This is a genomic window from Chryseobacterium binzhouense (genome assembly GCF_007474545.1).
GTDB classification, from domain to species: Bacteria; Bacteroidota; Bacteroidia; order Flavobacteriales; family Weeksellaceae; genus Chryseobacterium; species Chryseobacterium binzhouense.
On record NZ_VKOG01000001.1, the window covers coordinates 1 to 26,468 of the forward strand.

At 34.9% G+C, this 26,468-nt stretch carries 23 protein-coding genes; 4 read left to right on the forward strand and 19 right to left on the reverse strand.

Annotation, left to right across the window (positions count from 1 at the left end; genetic code table 11):
- Window positions 1-239: 239 nt before the first annotated feature.
- The 3 genes from FNE73_RS00005 to FNE73_RS00015 are packed head-to-tail and all read right to left on the reverse strand — an operon-like array spanning window position 240 to window position 2,013.
- On the reverse strand, window positions 240-719 hold the full coding sequence (locus FNE73_RS00005; RefSeq protein ID WP_143882757.1) for a hypothetical protein: 480 nt from the start codon (window positions 717-719) through the stop codon (window positions 240-242).
- Between the two features lie 14 nt (window positions 720-733).
- Window positions 734-1,561, reverse strand: coding sequence for a GLPGLI family protein (locus tag FNE73_RS00010; RefSeq protein WP_143882758.1), 828 nt, complete (start codon window positions 1,559-1,561; stop codon window positions 734-736).
- 2 nt (window positions 1,562-1,563) lie between these two features.
- Window positions 1,564-2,013: a hypothetical protein gene (locus FNE73_RS00015; RefSeq protein ID WP_143882759.1), complete on the reverse strand. Its 450-nt coding sequence runs from the start codon at window positions 2,011-2,013 to the stop codon at window positions 1,564-1,566.
- Between the two features lie 188 nt (window positions 2,014-2,201).
- On the opposite strand from FNE73_RS00015, the gene FNE73_RS00020 reads away from it, so the two are divergent.
- Complete coding sequence (locus FNE73_RS00020) at window positions 2,202-2,591, forward strand: helix-turn-helix transcriptional regulator (protein WP_143882760.1); 390 nt, start codon at window positions 2,202-2,204, stop codon at window positions 2,589-2,591.
- A 93-nt stretch (window positions 2,592-2,684) separates the two neighbouring features.
- Here FNE73_RS00020 and serS read toward each other — a convergent pair whose 3' ends face one another.
- From serS to FNE73_RS00070, 10 genes are all read right to left on the reverse strand, one after another.
- Window positions 2,685-3,953, reverse strand: a complete 1,269-nt coding sequence (gene serS / locus FNE73_RS00025; protein WP_143882761.1) for a serine--tRNA ligase — start codon at window positions 3,951-3,953, stop codon at window positions 2,685-2,687.
- A gap of 90 nt (window positions 3,954-4,043) precedes the next feature.
- Window positions 4,044-4,550: a hypothetical protein gene (locus tag FNE73_RS00030; RefSeq protein WP_143882762.1), complete on the reverse strand. Its 507-nt coding sequence runs from the start codon at window positions 4,548-4,550 to the stop codon at window positions 4,044-4,046.
- Between the two features lie 14 nt (window positions 4,551-4,564).
- The gene (locus tag FNE73_RS00035; RefSeq protein ID WP_143882763.1) at window positions 4,565-5,812 is read right to left on the reverse strand and encodes an oligosaccharide flippase family protein; all 1,248 of its coding nucleotides are present in this window, start codon (window positions 5,810-5,812) and stop codon (window positions 4,565-4,567) included.
- A 19-nt stretch (window positions 5,813-5,831) separates the two neighbouring features.
- On the reverse strand, window positions 5,832-6,953 hold the full coding sequence (locus tag FNE73_RS00040; protein ID WP_143882764.1) for a glycosyltransferase: 1,122 nt from the start codon (window positions 6,951-6,953) through the stop codon (window positions 5,832-5,834).
- Between the two features lie 6 nt (window positions 6,954-6,959).
- Window positions 6,960-7,448, reverse strand: coding sequence for a hypothetical protein (locus FNE73_RS00045; RefSeq protein ID WP_143882765.1), 489 nt, complete (start codon window positions 7,446-7,448; stop codon window positions 6,960-6,962).
- 133 nt (window positions 7,449-7,581) lie between these two features.
- Window positions 7,582-8,403, reverse strand: a complete 822-nt coding sequence (locus FNE73_RS00050) for an FkbM family methyltransferase (RefSeq protein WP_143882766.1) — start codon at window positions 8,401-8,403, stop codon at window positions 7,582-7,584.
- A gap of 89 nt (window positions 8,404-8,492) precedes the next feature.
- A complete protein-coding gene (locus tag FNE73_RS00055; RefSeq protein WP_089743511.1) occupies window positions 8,493-9,278 on the reverse strand; it encodes a (Fe-S)-binding protein in 786 nt (261 codons plus the stop codon).
- Between the two features lie 78 nt (window positions 9,279-9,356).
- Complete coding sequence (locus FNE73_RS00060) at window positions 9,357-10,688, reverse strand: 4Fe-4S dicluster domain-containing protein (protein WP_143882767.1); 1,332 nt, start codon at window positions 10,686-10,688, stop codon at window positions 9,357-9,359.
- A gap of 11 nt (window positions 10,689-10,699) precedes the next feature.
- Entirely contained in the window at window positions 10,700-11,650 is a 951-nt protein-coding gene (locus tag FNE73_RS00065; protein WP_143882768.1) for an MlaD family protein, read from the reverse strand.
- Window positions 11,651-11,778: 128 nt separating this feature from the next.
- Window positions 11,779-13,920, reverse strand: coding sequence for a peptidylprolyl isomerase (locus FNE73_RS00070; RefSeq protein WP_143882769.1), 2,142 nt, complete (start codon window positions 13,918-13,920; stop codon window positions 11,779-11,781).
- 258 nt (window positions 13,921-14,178) lie between these two features.
- Here FNE73_RS00070 and lon point away from each other — a divergent pair, with 258 nt between their 5' ends.
- Both lon and FNE73_RS00080 read left to right on the forward strand, forming a co-directional pair.
- A complete protein-coding gene (gene lon, locus FNE73_RS00075; RefSeq protein WP_143882770.1) occupies window positions 14,179-16,587 on the forward strand; it encodes an endopeptidase La in 2,409 nt (802 codons plus the stop codon).
- Window positions 16,588-16,721: 134 nt separating this feature from the next.
- Window positions 16,722-17,834: an AI-2E family transporter gene (locus FNE73_RS00080; RefSeq protein WP_143882771.1), complete on the forward strand. Its 1,113-nt coding sequence runs from the start codon at window positions 16,722-16,724 to the stop codon at window positions 17,832-17,834.
- 86 nt (window positions 17,835-17,920) lie between these two features.
- On the opposite strand, the gene FNE73_RS00085 is transcribed toward FNE73_RS00080, so the two are convergent.
- Entirely contained in the window at window positions 17,921-19,279 is a 1,359-nt protein-coding gene (locus tag FNE73_RS00085; protein WP_143882772.1) for an acyl-CoA dehydrogenase family protein, read from the reverse strand.
- A 202-nt stretch (window positions 19,280-19,481) separates the two neighbouring features.
- Between FNE73_RS00085 and FNE73_RS00090 the strand changes: the two genes are divergently transcribed.
- On the forward strand, window positions 19,482-20,396 hold the full coding sequence (locus tag FNE73_RS00090; RefSeq protein ID WP_143882773.1) for a DUF4349 domain-containing protein: 915 nt from the start codon (window positions 19,482-19,484) through the stop codon (window positions 20,394-20,396).
- Window positions 20,397-20,624: 228 nt separating this feature from the next.
- Here the strand turns inward: FNE73_RS00090 and FNE73_RS00095 are convergent, their stop codons facing one another.
- Genes FNE73_RS00095 through FNE73_RS00115 form a run of 5 tightly spaced genes read right to left on the reverse strand, consistent with a single transcriptional unit; the run spans window position 20,625 to window position 26,459 of the window.
- Complete coding sequence (locus FNE73_RS00095) at window positions 20,625-21,131, reverse strand: tellurite resistance TerB family protein (protein ID WP_143882774.1); 507 nt, start codon at window positions 21,129-21,131, stop codon at window positions 20,625-20,627.
- 12 nt (window positions 21,132-21,143) lie between these two features.
- Window positions 21,144-22,949: a protein kinase domain-containing protein gene (locus FNE73_RS00100; RefSeq protein WP_143882775.1), complete on the reverse strand. Its 1,806-nt coding sequence runs from the start codon at window positions 22,947-22,949 to the stop codon at window positions 21,144-21,146.
- A complete protein-coding gene (locus tag FNE73_RS00105) occupies window positions 22,946-23,233 on the reverse strand; it encodes a DUF6804 family protein (RefSeq protein ID WP_143882776.1) in 288 nt (95 codons plus the stop codon). The genes FNE73_RS00100 and FNE73_RS00105 overlap by 4 nt, the downstream gene beginning before the upstream one ends.
- Window positions 23,234-23,911, reverse strand: a complete 678-nt coding sequence (locus tag FNE73_RS00110) for a hypothetical protein (protein WP_143882777.1) — start codon at window positions 23,909-23,911, stop codon at window positions 23,234-23,236.
- A 10-nt stretch (window positions 23,912-23,921) separates the two neighbouring features.
- Window positions 23,922-26,459 carry an Hsp70 family protein gene (locus tag FNE73_RS00115; protein ID WP_143882778.1) on the reverse strand — a complete coding sequence of 846 codons (2,538 nt, stop codon included), beginning with the start codon at window positions 26,457-26,459 and terminating at the stop codon, window positions 23,922-23,924.
- Window positions 26,460-26,468: the final 9 nt, after the last annotated feature.

Below are 26,468 nucleotides of genomic sequence, written 5' to 3' on the forward strand. Positions count from 1 at the left end.
TACCCTTTTGCTTCCCCCAAGAAATCACATCTAGACTTTTGCAACTCCAGCAACGATTTTTTTTGAATTTTCAGCCATAAAAAAAATTTATTGAAACAAAGTTCAATAAACTTTCTGTATCATCAGTAATTATCAGCATTTCAAAGAATTTTACCAACTATTTTTGACTATTAAACCGCATTATTTAAAGTTATTAGTTAACAAAAAATCCTCTTTCAGATAAAAGAGGATTCACTGCATTATGCACATTCAACTCCGCATTCTAGAGAGCAAAGTAAAACACCTGATGTTGTTGGTTTATCATAGCAGCCTTTTGTGCGATGACATTTTGTTACACATTGTGTAGGTGTTTCGGCTAAACTTTCAACAGTTTTTTCCGGACCGTTCAGTAGTGCTTTCAGATTAGCAATTGTGGATTCAGAAATTTCCTTATCTTCAATCGCATAATATGTTGCTATAGGTTTTTCATCTTTATCGAAAACTACTTTAAAATAAAAACCTTCACCTTTTGAATTTTCTTTATAAATTACATAAAAAGCCTCGCCTATCTCATCAGAATTTTTGCTGAGCATATTAAATTTCTTATTTTTTGGCTGCTCATTCTTCTTGAAAGAGCTAAAATAGTCTCTATCATTCCCAGTAGTTATATGATTTTCTGCTTTTATTGTTATAAATGCAAAAAATAAAAAAACCATTGTTATTAAAATATTCTTTTTCATAATAGTAAGTTGTTTTAAAGTTCAATTTTATTTTCTTTTTTATACTCTTCGATCATTTTTTTTTGAGTTTCGCCGAGCATTTTTCTCATATCCACGATGTTACCGTTAGCATCCTTTTTTTCATAAATCTGATGAGCATTCATTAATTCAAACATTCTCTTTAAAGGAGCCTGAATATGGTTTTTTCTCATTTCAATAAATTTATCTCTTGTGGTTTCAATATACCTGCCTTTCGTGATACGTTCGTTAATAGAGATTTTTTTCTCCTTAGAAATACCGACTGCTAAAAAATGATGATCATTTTTCTCATCAAAAATTTCAAGAATTAAACCTGGTAATCCAAAAAATTTATACGGACCATCTTGTACAGGAACTTCTGATGTGAAATAAGCCTTATAACTTCTGCCTGCATAATTTACTGTAGCCGAAACTGTCTGAAATCCCATAATTTCTTTGCTTTCTTTACCTACATTCCATTTAAGTTCAGGCTTTTCATTATACTTAAATTCATGTTCATCAAATTCATCAGAATAATAGGTAATCTCTTTATTTAATACATTTTTTTTTATAAAACATCCAAGTAAGTCAGCAGGTAAAGCTTTAAAATTAATCTTCTTGCCCTGCTTTTCATCAGCTGCCATAATAGAATCACATAAATAAGGTGCCTCACTGAAAAAAGTAGAATAATCTTCTTCAATATTCAAAAATGTATTCTGAGAAATTATTTTTGTGCTGTCTTTTTCTGCGTGCTTGAAATAGGCATATTGAACAACAAAAGATTGTCCTTTTGCATAATAAATGAAACTTAAAAAAAACACAAGTAAAATCGAAGTATTTTTCATAATTAAGCACCACTACATTCTAAAGCACAATCTAGTGCACACAATGCTGTACCTACTTCAGTAGGCTTGTTATAGCAATCCCATTTAGCAGTACAGTTTGAAACACAATTACCTGTACTTAATACAGGACCGGATGCCCCACCTCTTAAAGAATTTGCAGATGAAATAATTTGTAAAAGATTTGCCTCTATATTTTCTTTATTTGAAAATAATATCTTTTCTATATTTTTATGATTACCTAAAACTTCCACAGAAAAAGATGTTACTTTGCCTAAAAAACCTTCTCCAACAGAAACTTTCAAATCATACACTTTATCATTATACTTTTTCTGTATAATTACGGTATTGATTTTAATTTCTTTGAGTTCGTTTTTATAAATGAGCAAATTATCACCACAATAGTGAAAGCTAAAAACCAATAGAGCTAAAAATAAAAAAAATTGTTTTTTCATAATAATTTAAATTTAATGTTTGTTAAATAAATTTTTGATCTCAGCTAATGAATTACGTACTTCATTAACTTTTGATTTACATCAATATTGATATTCAAAAATATCAAACCTATTTGAAATAATTCTAAGGTTTTTATGTGAATGTCAAAGCATAATTTATATCTTTGTAATAACCAAAAACATTAATAATGATAAAAAATAAACTTATAAAAGCGCGAAAGGCTAAATACACTCAGGAAAACATGGCTAAACTCTTACATATGACACAATCTCAATATCAAAGAAGAGAAAAGGGAGAGATTAAAATCTCAGACGAAGAATGGGAACGTATAGCCAAAGTATTAGATACTAATGTTGAAGATATAAAAGAGGACGATTCTAAACTTCAAGTAAATAATTATGATAATAATTCATGTAGTTACTTCGGAAGCAATAATTACTTTTATAACGTGCCTGATTTTATCTTAGATAACCAACAAGATTACATAACCCTGCTTAAGGAACAAAATCAATTGTTAAAGGAAGAAAATTCAAGGCTTAAAAACGATCTTGAAATTGCCAAGGGAAATAATAAATAATAAAAAGGAAATATTTCGTTCCTTAAAGCTTAGGCTAAAAAAGTCCGTTTCACCAATAATGAAACGGACTTCTTATTTGTAAGCAAAAAAGATTTATTTAATCAAATCAAATTTTGCATATTCAGCAATTTTCTTTGGAAGTTTTATACCTTCTTCTGTCTGGTTGTTCTCTAACAAAGCCGCCATAATTCTTGGTAGTGCCATCGCAGAACCATTCAAAGTATGAACGAGCTGAGATTTTCCTTCTGCTTTATAACGACATTTCAACCTATTTGCCTGAAACGTTTCAAAATTGGAAACAGAGCTTACTTCAAGCCATTTTTCCTGTGCTGCACTCCATACTTCAAAATCATACGTCATAGCAGAAGCAAAACCTGTATCTCCGCCACACAGTCTTAAAACTCTGTACGGAAGTTCTAGATCTTCCAGAATTTCCTTGATATGGTCTACCATCTCTTCCAGAACAGCGTAAGAATTTTCTGGCTTTTCGATTCGTACGATTTCTACTTTTTCAAACTGATGAAGACGATTAAGACCTCTTACATGAGCTCCGTAACTTCCTGCTTCTCTTCTGTAGCACTGAGAGAACGCCGTATTTTTTATCGGGAGATCTTTTTCATCCAGTAAAACATCGCGGTAAAGATTGGTAACCGGAACTTCCGCTGTAGGAATCAGGTATAAATCATCCAGACCAATGTGATACATCTGCCCTTCTTTATCCGGCAACTGACCTGTTCCATATCCTGAAGCTTCGTTTACCACATGAGGAGGATTAACTTCCACATAACCCGCATCTACATTTTTATCTAAGAAATACTGCACCAAAGCTCTCTGCAATCTTGCGCCTTTGCCAAGATACACCGGAAATCCTGCTCCGGCAATCTTTACTCCCAGTTCAAAATCAATCAGATTATATTTTTTTGCCAATTCCCAGTGAGGAATAGCTCCTTCACCCAAACCTTCAACATCATGAGACTGATAAATAATTTCGTTATCGTCAGCAGAAGTTCCGTTTTTCACCAGTTCGTTGGGAATATTGGGAATCTGATAAAGAATATCAAGTAAAGCTTTTTCTTTAATTTCTAACTGTGACTGCAGTTCTTTGCTTGACTCTTTATATTGCGCTGTTTTAGATTTGGATGCTTCAGCTTCTTCTTTTTTTCCTTCTTTCATCAGCATACCAATCTCCTTAGAGATTTTATTGATTTCTGACAATTGGGAATCCAATTCAAACTGAATTTTTTTTCTCTGTTCATCGGTAGCAATGGCTTCGTCTACCAGATCAAGATGCCTGAACTGTCTTTTCTTAAGACCTTCTAAAACGCGTTCTTTATTGTCGCGCAAAAACTGAACCTGTAACATTTGTTGTTGGGTGTTAGATGTTTGTTGTTGGGTGCCGCATGACTCTATCATCATGCTTCCATCATCCAACAGAATTTTGCAAATTTAAGATTATTTTACAATTGTAACTATATTTGGCTGATCTGCCGTTTTGGAAAATTTCAAAACTTTATTGTAATATACCTCCGAAACCTCAAAAACCGCAGGTGTCATTCTGTAAAAAATCTGCAGCGTATCTCTTTCCACAGGAGCAAATTCTGTATTAGATATTTTTTTTGTTAAGGAAAACTGTATTTCAGAGCGGTATATTTTGTTACCGTCTGCCGACTCTGAAACCAATTGTCTGGTAGCTCCCGCAAGATATTCCATATAATAAGTAGAATCGGAAAGCATCTGTCTTGAAAAACTGACGTTGGCTACATCGGTAGGAGCAAGCTCGTCATTCCATGTAATCCCGGAGTAAGCTCCTGTTTTTGTAGGATTCACAAGGTCTTTTCCCGAAGCATCTTTCATGAAAATCTGAAGCTTCTGATCTATTTTCTGCAGAGAATCTTCGTCGCTTCCGCAACTTACCAATGCAAAACCAATCAATATATAAGCAAGAAAATGTTTCTTCATGATACAAAGTTACTTTATTTTAGTTTTCGAAGATAATTCAGGAAAGAAAACATTAGAAAAATACCCATTAAAGTAAGAGATAAGCTCATCGCTATTGCCATTCCCTCAAGTCCTGTTTTTGGCACGAACAAAAATGCAAAAAAACTTAAAATAATAATAGAAAGAGCAGAATACAATGTATTTTTTTTCATCATTCCGACTGCCGCCAAAAGATTCCCGTACAAATTTCTCAACAGCATACTTCCACAAAATGCCAGAAGAAACAAAGAGAAAACGAAAGAATTATCCATATATTCAGCTCCAAAAAATATTTTCATGACAAAGCCGCTCAAAAGATACCCTGAAACAAATATTGCTGCTGAAACCGGAATAAAAATTTTGTAATAATTGAATATATAGTTCTTCAGGAACTCCTTATTTCTGAAGTTTTTCGCCAAAACAGGATAGTCGCTCTGCATAAAAGAAAGTGCCAGAAAAGTAATGTTAGAAGGGATGAGTATTGCTATTTTGTAATTGGCAACTGCATTTTCATCTTTAAAAAAACTCAGCAGCAGAATATCCGCAGAAAAAAAAGCATCCGAAAGCAAAGCTGTTGCAGATGCATGCAGTGCAAAAGACCAAATCTCTTTTTTTCTGAACTGCTGCAAATCTGAAGCAGCATTTTTAATTGATCCCTTAAACCAGAAAAGCGAAATAAAAGGCGCCGCTGCATTGGCAATCAGATAGCCTAAAATTCCCCAATAATAGGTTAGCAAAAGCATCATCAGCAATCCCGAAACATTAACAACATTATTCATTCTTGCAAAATCTCTGTTTTTGAAATGAATGCGTCTTTCGGACTGAATATGATAGAAAAAATAAACTCCTATTAAGCGGATTGTAAAAAAAGAAAAAATTAAAAATATATGAGAATACTGATTGACATAAACAAATGCAAAAAGAAAAAAAACAGCACTCAATAAGAGCTGATTAATAAATCCCTTTTTGAAAAGATAATCAGACAGATCGCTTTTGGCTTTTTCGTCCTCACACAACGACCCGAATCTCATCAGGCTTTGTGTACTTCCAAAACCGCTAAACGGAGCAAAAACAGCAAAAACTGTTGCCGCAATAGTCAGTACTCCAAATTCATTTTCAGGCAAAATCCTGATCATCACAACCGAACCTGCAAAAGCACATATTTTAGCGATCAGTAAAGACAAAAACACAAACTGACCGTTGTTTTTGAGAAATGCTTTTATAAATTCCAACAAACTTTTCATTTCAAACGGTCAAAATATTTTAAGATGAAATCACAACTTTCTGATAAATATGATCAAAAAGTCCAGCTATTTTTTTTGCTGAAAAATTTTCATCTACATACCGGTGAAGATCTTCTGAAGAATCAGTCTTGTAGTTTACGTTTAAAACTGTAAGCATTGCTTTGTACAAATCATCTTCGGACTGACTAATAACAATACCGTGGTTTTGCTTAATAATCTCAGGAATAGCTCCTACTTTTGTGGCAATTACGGGAACACCGGATGAAAGAGACTCCAGTAAAACACAGGAAAAACTCTCATAATCACTGAAAAGCACAAAACAATCACTCTCCTTCATTTTTTGTGCAGCTTCCTGATGAGAAATTTCACCAAAAACCTTTATAAAATCTTCAGCCTTGTTTATTTTGACTAAATCATTCAATCTTTCATAATCTCCGTCACCGCCAATTTGAAGCTCAAAATTATCGGAATTTTTTCTCAATCTTAAAGCTGCATTAATGATCGAATCAGGATTTTTTAACGGAATTAAATTGGAAAGATGAAAAAATCTGAATTTTGATTTCTCCTTTTTTTCCGGATAAAAAATCTGAGTATTGATGACATTCCCAACTACCGCAAACTGATTCCCAATGCCTAATTCCTTTAGACTATTCATTAGAATATGGCTTACAGGCATTACAATAGCCGCATTTTTCGCAATTGTTTTCGCTAAAAACTTTTCGCCGAATGATAACTTTGAACGATTGACCGGGAGAAAACCTGACCAATGTTCTGAAATCACAAACGGAATCTGATACTTTTTCTTTAAAAACACAGCAAACAACATAGATTTTTGAAGGATATTGGCATGAACCAAATCGGGTTTATGCATCATTCTGAATCCATTAAAATATGCTTCCATCCTTCGCATAAAGTTGAGAGCAGGATTTGACGAATTTCTGTAATACACAACAAGCGTTCTGATTCCGTTGATGTATTGATCATCAAATATGAATTTCTCGTTTTGTGAAGGATCACCAATTGCATGAAGAATTTCTACCTCATGCAGCAGCGCAACAGATTCTGCATGTCTCTGTACAAAATTTCCGTTGGTAGATTCCAGTTTATTGGGAAACCATGATGAAATAAAAAGGATCTTCATTTACCGTTACTTGATCGAAGCTGCCCAACTTCTTTCCAAAGGGAGAAGAAAATGGCTGATAAAATCAAGATAAGTATTTTTTGAAAAGTCAAAAACCTGAATATCAGAAGAAAGCTCATCATTTCTCAGTTTGGCTTTAAAATCCTGAAGCTTTAATGTTTTTACCTCACCGTTTTCTACAAAGCTGGCTTTCATCCTGTCAAACAATCCCAACTGGAATTCATCATCAATCTCCCGCATTACTTTTCCTAAAGCATCAATACTGCAGCCAGAAGCGGCTTCTTTTTCTTCGTCCACACAAACTATAATAAACTGATTTTTCTCAATCTTAAAAGATGAAGAAAGCGGCTTTCCGTGAGCTGCCCAACCTGCGAGAAAATCATACAGCTTTTCGGTGATGGTTTTTGCTTCTTTTGTCGTAAAAGGTCTTGAAGCCGGATATATAATTACTCTGTAGTCGTTGGTTTCTATAATATTAGATTCTTCTATTTTCATATCCAGATATTTATTATTGTTTAAAAGTTATATGGTATCGCCAGATTTTCATGGTTGCCTTTCCAGATCATAGCGATTTCGTTGTTGTAAAATTTAGATAAAATTACGGTTTTTTATCAATACTGTAAACTTCTTATGATGCCACAAATTCAAAGACTGCATTATAGGAATTTTCATTTTTGCTGAGGATATTTACCAACTGATAGTTTTTTGCAGAAAAGAAATCTTTAATTTCCTCTTCACTATGTCCGGAATTTTCCAAAGCAACATTATTGATTTCAATGATAATTTTTGGTTTAAAAGTATTTAAAACTTCGTTCATTCCCAACAATGCAGAAAACTCCCCTCCTTCAATATCTATTTTAATTAAATTAATTTTAGATAGGTTTTTGTTTCTAACATAAGTATCAAGATCTATGCTCTGAACGGTTTCTTTAGCGGTGTAATCCGACAAATAAGAAGAAGCCATTCCTGCATTATCATAAGCTTCATTATAAAAAATTTCCAAAACACCAGATCCGGAAGAAACGGCAAGATGTTCCAGCGTAACATTTTTTATATTATTTACCTTTAAATGAGTCTTAAAAATTTGATAATTAGGTCTAAAAGCTTCAAATGCATATACTTTACCTGTTTCACCTGCCAATTTTGACGCATTGAGAGAGAACAAGCCTATATTTCCACCAACATCAATAAAGCAGTCTCCTTCTCTTAGAACATGATATAAATAGCCAATCTCGTTTTTCTCATAATCTCCCAAAAAATAGATCTGCTGCTGAATCCAGTCATCAAGATTCAAATTCATCCTAAAAGAATTTCTGTAAATTATATCTTTTTTTACCCCTCTGAAAGGATGGTAACGGCTAAACAGATACTGATGAAAAGCAAAGTATTTTTCTCTGAAAAAATTAATTTTGAAAATTAATCTGAAAATTGAAGCTAAAATACTTCTCATTTTTATAATTTCTGGGAAGTTAGTATAATAATTAAAAGAAAGCAACTCAAGACTGATCCTGAGTTGCCATATTTTGTAAAGTCAACAGATTACAGATCCTCAGCTTCAGCAAGCAGTTCTACAATATCTTTTACTTCGACCTCTGTATTTTTATTAAAATGTTTCACTCCATCGGTAAGCATCGTGTTACAGAAAGGGCATCCTGTTGCAATCACTTTTGGCTCAAAAGATAAGGCTTCTTCTGTTCTTTCAATGTTGATGTCTTTTTTACCTTTTTCAGGTTCTTTAAACATTTGTGCGCCTCCCGCACCACAGCAGAGTCCGTTGGTCTTGCAGCGTTTCATTTCCACCAATTCTGCATCAAGCTTTTCGAGTAATTCTCTTGGCGCTTCATACTCGTTATTGGCTCTTCCCAGATAACAAGGATCATGGAAAGTAATTCTTCTTCCCTTAAATGCACCACCTTCAATCTTCAGTTTTCCTTCTTCCATCAATTGTCTCAGAAACTGAGTATGATGAATGACTTCATAGTTTCCTCCCAAACTCGGATATTCATTTTTAAGCGTATTAAAGCAGTGCGGACAAGCGGTGACGATTTTCTTTACTTCATAGGCATTCAGAATTTCAATATTCGTCATTGCCATCATCTGAAAAACAAATTCGTTTCCCGCACGTTTTGCAGGATCTCCGGTACAGCTTTCTTCCTGACCGAGTACAGCGAATTCTACTCCGATTTTATTTAATATTTTGCAAAAAGCTTTCGTAATTTTTTTAGCACGGTCATCAAAACTTCCCGCACATCCTACCCAAAACAGAACTTCGGGAGATTTACCTTCGGCAGCATAATCTGCCATTGTTTTTATAGTGAAATCCATTGTATTATAATTTAACAATATAGCAATTTAACAATGTAACAATGGGTAAACTGATACACTGATACATTGGTAAATTTATTAATCTTTTGCCCAATTCAGACGGTCTGCCTGGTTGTATTGCCATGGTGCAGCGTTATTTTCTACATTGGTCATCATCAGATTGAGTTCTTGTGGCGCCGCAGATTGCTCCATAACTAAAAACCTTCTCATTTCAAAAATAATAGAAAGCGGATCTAGTAAAACCGGACAAGCTTCTGTACAGGCATTACAGGTTGTACAAGCCCAAAGCTCTTCTTTCGTAATATAATCGTTGAGCAATTTTTTGCCATCATCTTCAAACTTTCCGTTTTTATCAATGTTTCTTCCGACTTCTTCCAGACGGTCTCTGGTTTTCATTAAAATTAACCTCGGAGAAAGTTTTTTGCCAGTAATATTAGCGGGACACACAGATGTACATCTTCCGCATTCTGTACACGAATATGCATTCAGCAGCTGTACCTGATTCAAATCAAATACATCTTCAGCACCAAATTTTGACGGAGTTTCCTCTAGCCCTTCAGCCGGAGCAGCATAAGGATCTGCATTTGGATCCATCATCAGTTTAATTTCTTTCGTAACAGAATCTAAATTGTTGAATTTGCCGTACAAATCAAGGTTTGCATACCAAGTACTCGGAAATGCCAGAATAATATGTAAATGTTTTGAGTAATAAAGATAATTCATGAAGAAAAGAATTCCCACAAAATGAAACCACCACGCTCCTCTTTCAACAACCGCTAAGAAACCATTATCAAAACTGAAAACTTCTAAAAACGAAACCAAAGTAATTTCGCTAACCGGAAAACTTCCATGTTGTGCCAAAGCACCTCTCTGCTGCAAAATGAGATCAGAAGAATTCATGGTGAAAAAAGCAACCATTAAAGCAAACTCAATGATCAAAATCCAGTTGGCGTCTTCTTTTGGCCACCCGAAAAGTTCTTTCATTGTCAATCTTTTCACTCCATAAAAGTTTCTTCGGATAAAAAATACAACAACCCCAATAATTACCAGAAGTGCTAATACTTCTAATGTTGCGGTGAAAAAGCTGTAAAACCCATGTCCGAAAACCTGAGCCAGAAAACGGTGAGTTCCGAAAATACCGTCTACAATAATTTCAATCAATTCGATATTGATGATTACAAAACCTACATAAACAAAAAGGTGAAGTATACCTGCGACAGGTCTTTTCACCATTCTACTCTGTCCCAGAGCCACTCTTGTCATAGTTGCCCAACGCTCAGATTTTCTGTCACTGCGGTTGATCTCTCTTCCCAGTCTGATGTTTCTGTAAATTTTTTGCAGACTTTTTGCAAAAAGGCCGAAACCTGCAATAAGTAATACCAGAAATAAAATATTATCAAGATATTGCATAAATATAGCTATTAGTCTTTATTATTCTTTCCGAAAACTGAAAAATTGATGTATCTCTTAGGGTTTGCTTTCATATCTTCAATCAAAGAATTCAGATTTGTGGAAGCAGAATTAAGATTATTATACAGCTGATCATCTTTCATAATTTTACCCAAACTTCCTTCTCCCCTGTCAATTCCAGCAACCACTTTATTTAATTGCCCAACAGTTTGATCTAAATTAGCAATGGTCTGATTCAATTGTTTAGTATCAATACTTTCAGCAAGATTCCCGTACTTGTCTAGAGTTACTTTCCCACTCTGCATAGTCATGCTTGCTTCATCCAATACTCTCTGAAGTTTAGGATCATTGTTTCCTACGAGTCTGTTGACACTTCCTGCAGTATTCTCCAGAGCTCCAACAGTTCGGTTCAGATTATGTAGTAAGATTTTTATTTCTTCTCTGTTTTGTGCATTCATGATCTGGTTGGCGTTTGCCATCAAAGAATCTACTCTGTGAAGCACAGTCTGAAGCTGATCTTTTACCGGACCTACCTGCGAGGAAAGGCTATTCATCATTCCTAATTTAAAAGCTCCCTTCAGAGTATCCCCATCTTTTGCCGTTGGACCACCGTAGACAAGATTTACTCTCATCTCCTTCCCTGACATCAATCCTGGTTCAAAAATTTCAAGGCTTGAGTTTTTTGAAAACTCAAAATTATCATCTACCGTTATTTTAACAATAAAATACAGTCTGCCATCCGAACCTGTCTGCGGAATAATTTTATCAACCTGCCCTACTTTGAGACCATTGATTGATACCGGTGAAGACTGCGCCAAACCTTCAACATTGTCGTATTTTGCATAAAAGATATTGTCTGTTGTAAAAAGACTTCTGCCCTTCATAAACTGGAATAAAATAACAAAGCCGACAATGGCCAAAAGTGCTATTAAACCTGCTTTTAATTCTTTACTGAATTTCACTTTCTCAATTTTTTCTAATGTAGCAAATATAGTACATTTAAATTAATGTTTTTCTGTATTGCTATGGGTTAAACGTAAAAAAAGTGGCAAAAACTCTGCCACTTTTCTATGTATGATTTAAGAATATTTTACTGCTGATTCCCAAGTTTACTCCAGATTTCGATTCTGTAATCATCAATATCTGCGTTGTCCTGAAGGCTTTTTAACCAAGCCTGTCCAAACATCCCTGAATTTCTTTGGGTTATAGATTCTGTAAATTCTTTTATATCTCCCGGCTGCTTATTAACTGTTTCGCCTTTTTTAACGATAACATAAACCCCGGTTCCGCCTTCAATCGGGTTAGACACTTTTCCTTTTGCGATACCAAATGCAGCTCCAGCAACTTTAGGCTCCATAGCTCCTGCAATATTTGGACTCAGCATATTGATCTGCCCTGATTGTTTTGCAGTTGCAAACATTTTTGCTACCTGATCCAAATTAGCTGTTTTCCCGATCTTTTCTGAGATTTGTTTTGCAGCAAGTTTGTTTTGAACCGCAGTTTCAATCTGCTCTCTTACAGATTCAGGATCTGCAAGACCTTTTTCCTGTTTTCCATTCAGATAAACAACAATTTTATCTCCTGTTCCTTCTACATTAAACAATTCAGAATCTCCTTTTTCTCTTTTCTTATCAAAAGCCCAGGCAATAATTTCGGCATCTTTATCCGTTCCCAATCCCTGCAACCTACCGTCAAATCTTTTAGCCGCTTTAGCATTTGAATACTGGAAATTAGATTTTTTAGCAATATTCACAAAATCATTGAATGATTTCCCTAAAACCTGCTGAGCAAATCTTCTGGCTTTTTTATCAACTTCCGTCTCTGTAGCTTCGGAAGGCTTAACTTCTTTTACAACGTGAGCCACTTTATAGCTCATCGTTCCTGCTTTTTTATCTTCTACATTAATGATGTGATACCCGAAACTTGTTTCTGCCAATCCTGTAGAACCTTTTGCGTTTGAAGCAAGGAAGCTTAGGTAACCTGGTGCAAACTGACTTTCAGGAGTCGTCCAGCCAACGCTACCGTTTCTTTCTACTGCGTTAGGTTCATCAGAAAGTTTAAGACCTTCAGCAAATTTTGCAGGGTTTGATTTGATTATCGCCATAAGACTGTCAGCAATTTTCTTAGCCTGTTCTTTAGTTCTTGTAGCAGTAGATCTTTCTGCTCCTTTGTAAGCAATTAAAATATGCTTTGACAAAGTAGAATCTGATGGCTTCTTATCAACCAGCTTAGAAAGCACATAGAAGTTCTGCTCTTTGTATGGTCCGATAACTTGTCCTATTGCTGCAGTCCCTATTTTATCTTTCAATGAAGGAGGCATCTGTGTAGATGTGATGTATTGATTATTGTAAGGCATATCAGAATTTGCCATTACAAACATAGAATCGTTTGTCGTATTCTGGAAGTTTTCTTTTCCTCCGCTCGCATCAGTTCCCTGAGAAAAAAGTTTATTGATTTCTCTCTGAACAGCAGCATCGTCTGCCGGACTTGGCTGAGACGGGAAGTATACAATTCCTAAATTTCTGCTTGGTTCTGTTTTGAACATTACCGGATGCTGATTGATGTAATCCTGAAGATCTTTTGTGGTAACTTTAATCTTATTTTTCTGAAGATAAGAAGCGTAATCTACTTTTACAAAATCAATATCTGCAAGCTGATCTCTTTGCTTCATCAATTCTTCAGCTTCTTTTTTTCCTGTGGTTACCCCTGTAGAAATATTGGCAAAAACCTGTCTTGCCATAATCCTGTACTCAATCGTTTTTCTGGTTTTAAGCCACTGATTGTATCCGTCAGGATTTGTATTTTGTAAAGTTTCTACTTCTTTTTTAAGTTCCTGAAGTTTAAAATTGCCTTTCTCATCAAACAACTGCTGATTTTGAGCAAACATCTGATCATACTGAATCTGACTCCAGAACAAATCATCCGTCATCTCGAAGCCCATTTTTTCAAACTGCTGCTTTATTAGCTTAGACTGTACCAAAAGCTGCCAAGCCTGTTCTTCAAGACCGTTTTTAGGCTGCCCTTGCTGATCTGCCTGCTGCTGCAATACGAAAAGTTGATCGTTAAACTCTTCACGGGTGATTTTCTCACCATTTACTTTACCTAAAACATCAGGGTTTTTACCAAAAACCTTATCAATGCTTTCAGGATTTACCAAAAAAGCCAAAAGAGCCAGTGCGATTACTCCCATCAAAAGCCAAGGTCTACTTCTAATCTGTCCTAAAATTGCCATTTTATAAATATAGTTTTTATATCAGTGTGCGAAAATACACATTTTTAAGAAATTACAGAAATATAAGTTGTGTTTTTAAATTTTAAAATTCAAATACATTTAAAATGGAAATTTTGACCACATTTCTTGATGATTAAGAAATGGCATTAATCTTGACAATCTTTCTCACACTTTGTACAAACACTTCTTTAAGAGAAGATTTCGTAAAAGCACTATAAATACTTTAATTATAAATGACAATTTGTCATTCAATTTATTATGACAGAATTTGAAGATATAAATTTTGATGATATCATCGGTGACGGTTTCAATATTGTTGCTGAAGAAATCAATTTATCTGATTTGGACATAAATCAGGAAAACCAGTTTCCGCAGAATATTTTTCCTATTCTCCCGGTGAGAAACATGGTTATGTTTCCCAATGTTGTCATTCCGATTACTGCCGGAAGGAAAAATTCTATTAAGTTACTGGAAGAAGCTCAGCAAAAAGGAGAGTTTATAGGGATTGTAAGTCAGAAAAATTCAGACATTGAACAGCCTAATGAAAAAGATCTTTATCAGATCGGGACTTTAGCCAAGATCATTAAAATCATTAAGCTTCCTGAAGGAAATATAACTGCTATTACCAAAGGTTTCCAAAGATTTAAAATTAAAAACATTACAGAAACAAAACCTTATTTCAATGCTGAAATCGTTAAGCTGAAAGACACCAAAGCAAAAAATAAGGAAGAATATGAGGCGTTGTTGGAAAACATTAAAGATCTGGCTCTGAAAATTATTGAGCTTGATCCTAATATCCCCAATGCTGCCAATTTTGCAATAAAAAACATCAACAATAATGATGATCTGCTGAATTTTATCTGCACTAATGCTAATTTCCCTTATTCTGATAAGCAAAAGCTTCTTGAGGAGAAAAACCTTATGGAAAGAGCAAACAAATGCTATGAAATGATGCATGCAGATTTCAGAAAGCTCGAACTCAGAAATCAGATCCATCAGAAAACATCAAAAGATCTTGATAGACAGCAGAGAGAATATTTCCTGAATCAACAAATCAGAACAATTCAGGATGAGTTGGGAGGCGGACCGGAAAGTGATGTTGAAGAGCTGCAAAAAAAAGCTGCTGAGAAAAATTGGAAACCAGAGGTTGAAGAGCATTTCCAAAAAGAGATTAACAGACTTCAAAGACAAAATCCCAATTCTCCGGATTATAACGTGCAGAGAAATTACCTTGATTTCTTCACCGATCTTCCGTGGGAAACTTTCACAAAGGACATTTTCGACATAGAAAAAGCCCAGAAAGTTTTAGACAAAGCACATTTTGGACTGGAAGACATCAAAAAAAGGATTTTGGAACATATGGCTGTTCTGAAACTTAAAAACAATATGAAATCGCCTATTTTATTATTGGTAGGACCTCCCGGAGTTGGTAAAACTTCATTAGGGAAATCTGTTGCCGATGCTTTGGGAAGAAAATATGTACGTGTATCTTTGGGCGGACTTCATGACGAGAGTGAGATCCGTGGTCACAGAAAAACCTATATTGGTGCGATGGCAGGAAGAATTCTTCAGTCTATTAAAAAGGCAGGAACATCAAATCCGGTAATTGTTCTGGACGAAATTGATAAAGTAGGAAAAGGAATGCATGGTGATCCAAGTTCGGCTTTGCTGGAAGTTCTGGATCCTGAACAGAATAGTTCTTTTTATGATAATTTCCTTGAGATGGGCTACGACTTGTCTAAAGTAATGTTTCTAGCAACAGCAAACTCTCTTTCTACAATTCAGACTCCGCTTTTAGACAGAATGGAAATTATCCAGATTTCTGGTTATACGCTCGAAGAAAAAATTGAAATTGCCAAAAGACATTTAATCAAAAAACAACAGGAAGAAAACGGCTTGAATGCAAAATCATTCAAACTTGGAAATCCTGAACTGAAACATATTATTGAAGCACACACTTCTGAAAGCGGTGTGAGAACTTTAGAAAAAAGAATTGCTGCCATCGCTCGTTGGGTCGCCCTACAAACTGCTTTGGTAAAGGAATACGATGCTAGAATTTCAATTGAAAAGGTTGACGAAATCTTAGGTGTTCCCAGACCGAAAAGCCTGTCAGAACTAACGGACGTCCCGGGAGTTGTAACCGGCTTGGCGTGGACAAGCGTCGGAGGTGATATTTTATTCATTGAAAGCATTATCAGCAACGGAAAAGGAAATCTTACCATGACCGGAAATCTCGGAACCGTAATGAAAGAATCTGCAACGATTGCTCTTGAGTATATTAAAGCAAAACATCTTGATCTGGGAATTGATGAAGAGCATATTGAAAAGAAAAATATCCACGTACACGTTCCGGAAGGCGCAACACCAAAAGACGGACCATCTGCAGGAATTGCAATGCTGACCTCAATGGTTTCTTCGTTTACCAACAGGAAAGTGAAACCTCATCTTGCCATGACAGGAGAAATTACATTACGCGGAAAAGTACTTCCTGTAGGCGGAATTAAAGAAAAACTACTCGCTGCAACAAGAGCCGGGATAAAAGAAGTGATTCTTTGTGAAGCCAACCGAAAAGATGTGGAAGAAATAAAACAGGATTATCTTAAAAACCTCAAAGTACATTATGTAGGATGGATGAGAGAAGTTCTGCAAATTGCTCTTGAAAAGTAATATGTATTAAACCCTTATAAAAATTAAGCACGTTTTTTAAAGACGTGTTTTTTTGTTTGAAATACTTATTATTTTAAAAAAATACATTTCAAATCAGCTGCATTTCATTATTTTTATACAGTAGAATATCATTTATGAATTATTTTAAACTCCCATTCCTTACGAGACTTACATTAGCGGTGGTTTCTATCATCGGAATCGGCTATCTTATAAAGCTGGGACAAAGCATTTTGGCTCCGTTTTTTCTGGCATTCTTAATGGCAATGATCTTTTTGCCTATTGCCAATTTTTTAGAAAAGAAATTAAAATTTCCCAGATCATTTTCTACCATTCTGTCTGTGATGATGTTACTCATTATTCTTACCGGAATGATTTTTTTCTTCGGCTCTCAGCTATCCAGTTTCAGCAGGGATATTCCGCAGCTTACCGCTCAGGCGACCAATGTTTTTCATGATCTGCAAAAATGGGTATCCAAAACATTCAATGTAAAAATTGATGAGCAGTTTACTTATCTGGATCAGGGTTTGAAGAAACTTCTGTCTTCTACAGCAATAATTTTAGGGTTTACTTTAGGGATATTTTCGAGCAGTCTCGGTTTTTTGGCATTCTTCATTGTATTTTTTATCTTCATTTTAAATTACAGAAGAATACTTAATAACTTTATTATCAATGTTTTTAGTGAAAAACATAAAACAAGCGTTCAGGAAGCTGTTGCAGAAGTGAGAATTATGACAAAACGATATATAGTCGGGTTATGCCTTCAGATCATCATTGTTTCTATTCTTACTACAGCCCTTTTGACCATTTTAGGAGTAAAATATGCAATTTTGCTTGGTGTTCTGACAGGTCTTCTGAATGTAATTCCTTATATCGGAATTTTCATATCAATGCTTATTTCCTCTTTTATTGCTTTTGCAACAGGTACTTTATCAAGCTGTATTTATGTCGCCATTGGTTATGTGGTTGTACATGCCATAGACGGGAATATCGTTCTTCCTTTTGTTGTGGGTTCCAAAGTAAAAATCAATGCTTTGTTTTCTTTTATCGGAATTTTGGTTGGCGAACATCTTTGGGGAATTTCAGGTATGTTTCTTTGTATTCCTGCTATTGCCATTCTTAAAATTATTTTCGAAAGGGTAGAAAGCTTAAAACCCTGGGGAAAACTTTTAGGTGAAGAAGAAAAACCAAACAAAAAGAAAAAAAGCTATAAAATTTCTAAGAATATTACTTTGAAGGAAATGGATTAGAAAACAATGGTCAATGGTGAATTTGCTTTGCAAATGAATTTAAAAACTGACAACCAATACAAATTGACTATTGACCATTCATATCATTACACAAATGCGCTGAACCCTGTAATAGATCTTCCGACAATCAAAGAATTGATTTCTTTTGTGCCTTCATAAGAATAAATAGCTTCGGCATCGGCAACAAATCTTGCTACATCATATTCCAGTAAAATCCCGTTTCCGCCCATTACTTCCCGCGCTCTGGAAACCACGTCTCTTGTTCTCATGGTACAGAAAACTTTGGCTAAAGAAGCATGCTCGTCTTTCAGAATTCCTTCATCCTGCATTTCTGAAAGTCTGAAAACCATGGTCTGCATTGCCGTAAGATTTGAGAGCATTTCTACCAAATGCCCCTGAATCATTTGGAAAGAAGCAATCGGCTTACCAAACTGTTCTCTTTTTCTTGTATAATCTAATGCGCTTTCATAAGCTCCTCTTGCACAACCTGTCGCCATCCAGGCAACTCCGGCTCTCGTCATTTGCAGGACTTTAGCAGTATCTTTGAATGAGTTGGCTTCCTGCAATCGGTTTTCTTCTGTGATTAAACAGTCTTTTAAAGTGATCAATCCGTTTTGAACAATTCTTAGAGCCATTTTACCTCTAATTTTTTCTACAGAATATCCAGGGTTATCTTTTTCAACAATAAAGCCTTTTACTTCACCATCATCTAAATCTCTTGCCCAGACAATAATCAGATCAGCAAACGTAGCATTTCCGATCCATTTTTTCTGTCCGTTCAGTATCCAGCCTTCAGGTGTTTTTTTGCAGGTTACTGTTAAACCTCCTGCAGCGCCGGAGCCAACTTCAGGTTCCGTTAATCCGAAAGCTCCTATTTTCTCAAACTTCTGCATTTGAGGAAGCCATTTTTGTTTCTGTTCTTCTGAACCGCAAATGTAAATGGAACCCATTGCCAGACCAGACTGTACCCCAAAAAATGTTGCAATAGAAGCATCAATTCTCGCCATTTCCATTGCGATAACTCCTTCCATCAGGAAAGGCATTCCGGGACAGCCATATCCTTCGTAAGTAACCCCGCAGATATTCAGTTTCTGAAATTTAGGGATCAACTCATGTGGAAACTCGTCATGCAGCCAGTAATGATTAACCAAAGGTTTTACTTCTTTTTCCATAAAATCTCTTACTTTAAGCTGCACTTCTCTTTGCTCTGGAGTCAATGTATGCGAAACATCATAAAAGTCTCCGTCAATTGCAGGCAGTTCTTTTTTCTTTTTATTCGGATCCAGCATTTTCATCATTCCTTTCAGCTGTTTGTCATCCAGTTTGGAAAAATTTTCCATCAGTTTGGGAAGATTTACTTTTTGTGAAATTTCGCTGAGCTGATCAAAATCTATTGATTTAAATAATTCTATGGCATTTCTGATTTTGGAAAAAGTTTTAGACATACTAATTGAGATTTAATTTGTAAAATATTAGCAAAAATCAATCCGAAATACCACGCATACATCCGACACTATTTTACAAAACACTTATATTCAATAATTTAAACTGATTTAATTATTTACAAAATGTTTACCCGCGATATTCAATAATTACAAAAAAATCTGCTCGAAATTTGGCTTAAGCAAACATAAAAAAATCAACATTATGAAAACGACCTACATCAGATTATCATTAGTAAGCGCTATTTTATTAGGAATTTATTCATGCAAAAAAGGAGAAGCTATAGAAAACGTTTCAGAAACCTCTAACTACAGCAACGAAATTTCTGCGGACAGTATTTCTTCTGTGGCAACCATGTCGGTAAAAGACAAACAGTTTATTAAAACTGCCAATGTTGATATGGAAGTAAAGGATGTGTATGATGCTACTATCTCCATAGAAAAATCGGTACAGGAACTCGGAGGATTTGTTACCCACAGCAATCTGCAAAGCAGGGTAATCTCTGAAGATACTTATAATACTTCCGATGACAATGCTATGATGGTTAAAAAATATCAAACCGAAAATTCAATGCAGGTGAGAGTTCCGACCTCAAAACTTGGTGAGCTTTTATCTTTTGTTAATAATAAAAAGCTGTTTCTAAATTCCAGAATCATCAATGCTGAAGATGTGACGTCAAGCATTAAATATGCAGAACTGGAAGGAAAAAGAATCAGGAAAACTGCCGATAATATTTCTGAACTTAAAACCACAAAAGACAAGGTCAATATGAGTAATGATAACATGGCAGAAGAAAACCTGCAGCAACTCGCCAATCTTGATGTGACAGACAATCTGAAATACAGCACGGTGGACATTCTCATCAAAGAACCGAAACTGCGTATTGCTGAAATTGCTGTTGCGAACTCAACCAATATTGATAACAAGTATAAATTCAACTTTTTTTACAGCGCTAAAAATGCTTTTATAGAAGGCTTTTATCTGATTCAGAGAATTATAGTCGGATTGATTACCATTTGGCCGATTATAATAATTTTTGCTCTTGGGTTTTACTTTTACCGCAAAAACCAATCTAATAAAAGACTGAAAATCAAAACAACAGACCATTCGGCATCCTAACCTCTGGTTATTTACATAAATTCTGACAACCTCTGCTTTTGTGGAGGTTTTTATTTTAAAGTTTTCAGGAAAAAGCCTTTTGAGTTGAATACAAGGCTTTTATGTGGATAATCAAAGATTGTAAGGTAACGTTTTGGTAACGGTGCTTATTGCTTTGCTTTTCTACACCTTTCCGTTAGCTCATAGCAAATATACGAATTATAATAATTACTTGGGGTTGAGAATTAGTTATTCGTCAAATTTCAAATCTATCTCGCTAAACTTTGGTAGTTCGGTTGCATCAAAATATTGATTAGTAATCTTATCAAGAAAAGATTCGGTTAATATATCTTCTTCCAAGAATTGTTCAATATCAGGATAAACTGATAAAATATTCTCGTCACTTATTTTTAGTCGATGACGAATATTTTTGAAAAATTTCACTTCAGAATAATCTACTTGTTCATCCGCATAAATTGTTTGAATGGCAAAGTCAATTAGTGTAAGTTCTTCCTGTTCGGATAAATTAGCATTACTTAACAAATCCAAATAATGCCTAATGAATTGATTTCCGTTCTTATTAATTCCCTCTACAAGTTTGTTTATTTCAACCTGAAAATCAAAGTCTTCAAATAAGTCCGAATTTTGACATAAAGATTGAAGCGTTTTAATTTCTCTTTTGTCAATGTTTCCGTCCGATGCCATACAGCAAAAAGCTGTTTTCAATAATAGCTTATCAAATGTTATTATATCCATACTTTTCGATTTTTAAGTTTTAAATCCTATTCTTGGTCTTTCGGTTTTGTTTTCTATATTTTCCCCGTCCATTTTCGCCCTTATCAATTCATATTTCTTTAATTCTTTTAATGGAACAGATGCTTTTGTATTCTTGATAACCTCTTCCAAAATCTTCATTGAAATTCTTGCCTTTGTTTTCAAAGCCAATCTTGATGCTTCATTAACCAATAATTCAATATCTGCCGAAACATAATTCTCTGTCAAATTGGAAAGTTGGACGTAATCCATACCAAAATCTAAAGGACGATTTTTTAAATACATTTCAAACATTGCTTTTCTCGCTTCGAAATCTGGTGGCGGTAAATAGAATTTCTTATCCAATCTTCCTGCCCTTAAAATTGCAGGGTCAATCATATTCGGATAGTTGGTTGCTCCAATAATGAAAACTCCTTTTTCTCCTGTTCTGTCCATTTGTGCAAGCATTTCATTAACCGCACTTTTACTCATTTCGTGAACTTCCGAATCTCTGTTAGGAACTAACTCGTTGATTTCGTCAATAAAAATAATAGTGGGAGCGTCATTTTCCGCTTCTTGAAACATTTTTGCTATGTTTTCTTGTGTAGCATTCACGTATCTACTTTTTAAAGTAGATGGTGTGACCAACATAAAATTAAATCCGACTTCTTCGGCAAAATGTTTAGCAAAAAAGGTTTTACCACAACCTGGTGGACCATAAAGCAACATTCCGTTTGGTATGGTTACACCATATTTCGCATACTCTTCGGGATTGTGTAAAGCATCAATAACATCCAGTCGCAATTGTTCTTTAAGTTCGTGCATTCCTGCTATAGCAGAAAATCCTTTGCCTTTTGCTTTCCTACTTTGAATTTTCTTTTCAGGTTTATCCTCTGATGTTACTTGCTGAACTCTATCAATATCTTCAATCGCTATTTCCCCATTTAAAGCCTGAATAAATTCACTGACATTTTGAAAGCGGTTTTCTATGTCCTGATTTAATGCTTTTTTCAAAATAAGATTTATATCGTTTGAATAGCCTATTATTTCATTAGTCAATTTTGGAAAAGACAAAGGCTTTTTTCGTTCATCAATTAGTAATTCTTCTGTTCTGTTTTTATTTGATTGAAAATTTGAAATATCTTTAAACCAAGGTGGCAGACCAAAGAGCATTTGGTACATTACTGCTCCAACAGAATATACATCGCTTTGTGGCGAATACAAACCATTTAAACACTCCGAAGCAACGTAATTGAAGTTTAAATTTTCTTTATTGTATGCTTTTGTTGATTGATGAAAAGACCTTGCATAACCAAAATCAATGATTTTGGCTTTCGGAATATCTTCCGATAAATCCAACATTATATTTTGGGGTGTGATTTCGTTGTGAATGATAGGTTCGGACAATTTATGCAAATAATTTAAACCTTTCAAAACGTCCGTAATGATTTGTTGAATATCGTAATAGTTGGTAAATGTTTCTCGGCTTATTCTTTCTGCTAATGTTTCCCCTGCAATAAAGTTTAAGACCAAAAAGGCAAACTTTTTGTTTTCAAATATAAGCTCTCCACTGTCTTTGTACTCAATAATATTATAGTGTTGAATTTTTTTCAAAAACTCAATCTCCAACAAATTACTTTCATTATCAAAAGCTGAACGGTGTAATTTTGAATAATTGAATAGTTTCAGGAAGTATAATTTTCCGTCTTTACCTTTTGCACGATAGGTTTCGGCATTAGTTCCTTGTTTGATGAAAAGCATAATATTATACTTTTCATCAACAGAAAACCCTTTTGGTAATATGCCTTTGTATTTTATCATTTATTTTTTCCTTTTAAACTAATCATCAACCCAACCGCTATTATTACATCCACAATATTCCATATTTCTCTTCCTAAAGCAATCTTGATAAACGGTTGAAATAATAAAGCTAAAGCACCGTAAATAATCATTTCGGTTTGCTGTCCCTCTTTGTTTGCTTGGTAAGCTAATAATGCAAAACCTATCAATGCACCGAAACGCACTAATTGGTAATAGCCATAAGGCATATCTAACAAGCAACCGAGTAAAAGAACGGCTAATGTTATTTTTATTACTTTAATCATCTATAAGGCTTCTTCGGGATTGCTTGGTCTGGTACTGAAATTCCCGTTTTGTTGCATAATCAGCTCATATTCCAATACATTATTGCTTAAATATTGTGGGTCATCTTTCCCAAAATCTTCATTAGCAATAAAACCTCCTTTTAATTCTCCGTTTTTCATTTCCTTTTCGGGATTCCACCCTTTCCCGTAATAGAAAAAAGCCTGATATGTTCCATTTGGAAATGAGAACGCGTAACTATCGCCAGCCTGAATGAAAGCGTGTCTTACTACCTTATCATTCTTCTTGATAGTAACCAAAACATCAGAGTTACTTGTTCTGACTTTTATTTGTGAGCATCCGTAATCATTACAAGATGAATTTCCTCCATAATATCTTGCATAGGGAGTTGCTCCTGTGTTTAGCGAATTAGAGATATACTTATTGTAATTCCCTTGCTCTATTCGCTCTTTTTCTAATTGGATTTCTCTTTCTATACGGTCTGCTTCTGCTTGTTTAGCCTGTTCAATTCGTTCTTGTTCCAGACGGATATTTTCGGCTTTTTCTTCTTCGGCACGTTGTTGTTCATACTCAATACGTTGTTTTTCTTCACGTGCCAACCGTTCTTTTTTAGCTTGTTCAGATTCACAAGAAATCAAAAGCAATGCAGATACCAAAGTTGGGATGATAATTTTTCTCATAGCTTCAAGTTTAGCCCAATGTTTCTTTAGGTTTTTCGTTTTCAGGCATCAAAGAAATCAGTTCAACGAGTATCTGTCGAATTCCCGAAGTTCTACCATTTGTAGCCATTTGTAACCCTTGATTTATTAGTTGACGAGCTTTCGTTGCATCTTTCCAATGATAAGTTCCAAAACTATCATTCAGGTGGCGTAAAAACTGAACATCCATAGCATTCCCAGTAACAGCATTACGAAGTTCAAAATCCAATTGTCCGATTTCTCTTGTAAGTTCTTTAGCATCTTTTGAATTTTTCTCTCTAAGGATATGTTCGATTTTTGTTCTATACTCCTGAATATGGGCGTTTACGCTTTCCATATTCAAATCTCCGTCATCACTATTGTTTCTGATTTTTTCAATTAAATCTTCCAACTCATAAAACGCATCTTTCAGGTCTTGCTCTACTTTAGGCCACTCTGTGGCTTTTTCTGCTCCGTCTAATTTCAAAAGTTCTTTTCGTAATCCATCGAGAATTTTCATTTTTCCGTCTGCACTTCCTTTTTCGTTTTCAAGTTGTTCCTCTAATGTTTCCAACATTTGAGAAACATCATCAGCATTTACTTTTTGGGCGGTTCGTTTAGCTTTGTTAATCTCTTTTGTCAAAAATGCTTCTTCGGGGGCTTCTGTATTTTTGATTTCTACCTCTAATTCTTCAATATGCTCAATAGTCGGAAATTCTGCACTGAATTTCATTAAAGATGAGCCGTCAACTCTGATTGTAATATTTACAGGACTTCCTTTTGGTAAAACTTTTGGCAAGGTTTCTCCTGTGATAACCACTTCGTTTACAAAATTATTTAAAAGCGGATTTGTTCCCTCTGCGTTATAATCTCCTTGATAAATTGGTATTCTTATTAAATCCGTCCGCAATCCTGCTCTTATATCGCTACGGGTATATAGGTTATCAATAACACCCACAATACCTTTTCCGATTTGTTTATTTTTCTCTAAACCTTTCGCAGGTTGGAATAAATCCTTTTGTTCGGTTTCAAACCATTTTCCGATACCGATATGATAAGGCAAAACCTGCATTTTGTCCAAACCTCCAATTCCTTGTATAATTGTAAATTGGTTGGGTTGACAATCTAACTTGTTTCCTGTTTCATCATAAACGTTGATTTCAAAGGCATTGGATTTTCCCTCTACTAATAATACATCAAGAATGGTTGCTTTTTCCCCAATAAGTTTTTTACCACTGCTCCAAGCTCCGTCTCCTCTCACTACATCAGCATATATTTTATCGGGAATTTGCCCCTCTGTTTTGTCTTTCAAAACTTTCAGGTTAATCATTTCATCCAATTCTACACTCGTAGCTTCATAATTTATTTCTAATTGAAGTTTTGTTTTATCTCTTGTAGCTTCCTTAACTTCATCAGAAACAGAGATAGTAGAAGCAAACAAAGCTGCACCACGGGCAACAACTGTCATTGGGTCAACAGAGGTATCTACATTGTCGGTAATCTGCTCTTTAAGCATTCTTCTTAAAATAGGCGAATAAGTCGGACCTCCTACCAAAATCAATGCACCTAAATCCGAACCTTTTAAATTGTTCCTTTTTAAAAGTTCTTTTGTAATGTCAATAGCTTTTTGAAAAATTGGAGCTAACACACTTTCCATATCCTTTTGACTAACTTCTACATCTATTTCGGGTTCTTCTCCATTATCATCCTCAAAAGGCAAGTCCCCAAGATTTGATAATACGTTATGCGAATCTTTGAATGACAATTGAATTTTAGCTTCTTCGGCAAAAGGCTTAACCGCATTTCTTAAAATTTCTCTTTTAGTAACATCTTCTAAAACACTATCAATAGAATAATTTTCTTGTAGGTTTGGAATAATGATTTGGTCAACAATGGCTTCATCTAAGTTTTTTCCTCCTAACCAATTGTCTCCGTCTGTATCTTTTACAGATAATATTCCCTCTTCTGATTTTACTAATGCTGCATCAAACGTTCCTCCTCCTAAATCGAACACTAACCAATAACCGTCTTTAGCTTTGGCATCTAAACCATAAGCCGTTGCTGCTGCAACAGGCTCTTGCAATAACTGGATATGTTGGAAGCCTGCTAATTTAGCGGCTTGCATTGTTGCTTCATTTTGCGGATTTAGGAACTTTGCAGGTACGGTAATCACGATTGATGAAATATTTTCATCCTGTATGAATGATTTTAATTTCTTCAATACTTCACTCGATAGCTCTTCTGAAGAGAAATCTTTTTTCATATTGGAACACTCATAAGTATGTGTTGTTCCCATTGTTCTTTTGAACTCAATAAAAGTATTGGTTTTCCCTTTTTCAAATGTTTTCAAGGCTCTCGTGTTGTCATTTTTCATCACATTGAAAGCCGTATCGCCTACTAAAATATCCTGTCTTTTGTTGAAATGGACACAAGATGGAACTGTATCTTTTAAGGTATCTGATTTTTTAATGGTCGGTATTCCGTTTTCCATTCTTGCAATTGCCGAATTGGTCGTTCCTAAATCTATACCGTAGTCTATTTTATTTCTCATTATTGATTA

What these genes read in the sequence shown, in the direction of transcription:
- FNE73_RS00005 (WP_143882757.1), bottom strand. Translation starts at nt 719, where the DNA reads ATGAAAAAGAATATTTTAATAACAATGGTTTTTTTATTTTTTGCATTT.
- FNE73_RS00010 (WP_143882758.1), bottom strand. Translation starts at nt 1,561, where the DNA reads ATGAAAAATACTTCGATTTTACTTGTGTTTTTTTTAAGTTTCATTTAT.
- FNE73_RS00015 (WP_143882759.1), bottom strand. Translation starts at nt 2,013, where the DNA reads ATGAAAAAACAATTTTTTTTATTTTTAGCTCTATTGGTTTTTAGCTTT.
- FNE73_RS00020 (WP_143882760.1), top strand. Translation starts at nt 2,202, where the DNA reads ATGATAAAAAATAAACTTATAAAAGCGCGAAAGGCTAAATACACTCAG.
- serS (WP_143882761.1), bottom strand. Translation starts at nt 3,953, where the DNA reads ATGTTACAGGTTCAGTTTTTGCGCGACAATAAAGAACGCGTTTTAGAA.
- FNE73_RS00030 (WP_143882762.1), bottom strand. Translation starts at nt 4,550, where the DNA reads ATGAAGAAACATTTTCTTGCTTATATATTGATTGGTTTTGCATTGGTA.
- FNE73_RS00035 (WP_143882763.1), bottom strand. Translation starts at nt 5,812, where the DNA reads ATGAAAAGTTTGTTGGAATTTATAAAAGCATTTCTCAAAAACAACGGT.
- FNE73_RS00040 (WP_143882764.1), bottom strand. Translation starts at nt 6,953, where the DNA reads ATGAAGATCCTTTTTATTTCATCATGGTTTCCCAATAAACTGGAATCT.
- FNE73_RS00045 (WP_143882765.1), bottom strand. Translation starts at nt 7,448, where the DNA reads ATGAAAATAGAAGAATCTAATATTATAGAAACCAACGACTACAGAGTA.
- FNE73_RS00050 (WP_143882766.1), bottom strand. Translation starts at nt 8,403, where the DNA reads ATGAGAAGTATTTTAGCTTCAATTTTCAGATTAATTTTCAAAATTAAT.
- FNE73_RS00055 (WP_089743511.1), bottom strand. Translation starts at nt 9,278, where the DNA reads ATGGATTTCACTATAAAAACAATGGCAGATTATGCTGCCGAAGGTAAA.
- FNE73_RS00060 (WP_143882767.1), bottom strand. Translation starts at nt 10,688, where the DNA reads ATGCAATATCTTGATAATATTTTATTTCTGGTATTACTTATTGCAGGT.
- FNE73_RS00070 (WP_143882769.1), bottom strand. Translation starts at nt 13,920, where the DNA reads ATGGCAATTTTAGGACAGATTAGAAGTAGACCTTGGCTTTTGATGGGA.
- lon (WP_143882770.1), top strand. Translation starts at nt 14,179, where the DNA reads ATGACAGAATTTGAAGATATAAATTTTGATGATATCATCGGTGACGGT.
- FNE73_RS00080 (WP_143882771.1), top strand. Translation starts at nt 16,722, where the DNA reads ATGAATTATTTTAAACTCCCATTCCTTACGAGACTTACATTAGCGGTG.
- FNE73_RS00085 (WP_143882772.1), bottom strand. Translation starts at nt 19,279, where the DNA reads ATGTCTAAAACTTTTTCCAAAATCAGAAATGCCATAGAATTATTTAAA.
- FNE73_RS00090 (WP_143882773.1), top strand. Translation starts at nt 19,482, where the DNA reads ATGAAAACGACCTACATCAGATTATCATTAGTAAGCGCTATTTTATTA.
- FNE73_RS00095 (WP_143882774.1), bottom strand. Translation starts at nt 21,131, where the DNA reads ATGGATATAATAACATTTGATAAGCTATTATTGAAAACAGCTTTTTGC.
- FNE73_RS00100 (WP_143882775.1), bottom strand. Translation starts at nt 22,949, where the DNA reads ATGATAAAATACAAAGGCATATTACCAAAAGGGTTTTCTGTTGATGAA.
- FNE73_RS00105 (WP_143882776.1), bottom strand. Translation starts at nt 23,233, where the DNA reads ATGATTAAAGTAATAAAAATAACATTAGCCGTTCTTTTACTCGGTTGC.
- FNE73_RS00110 (WP_143882777.1), bottom strand. Translation starts at nt 23,911, where the DNA reads ATGAGAAAAATTATCATCCCAACTTTGGTATCTGCATTGCTTTTGATT.
- FNE73_RS00115 (WP_143882778.1), bottom strand. Translation starts at nt 26,459, where the DNA reads ATGAGAAATAAAATAGACTACGGTATAGATTTAGGAACGACCAATTCG.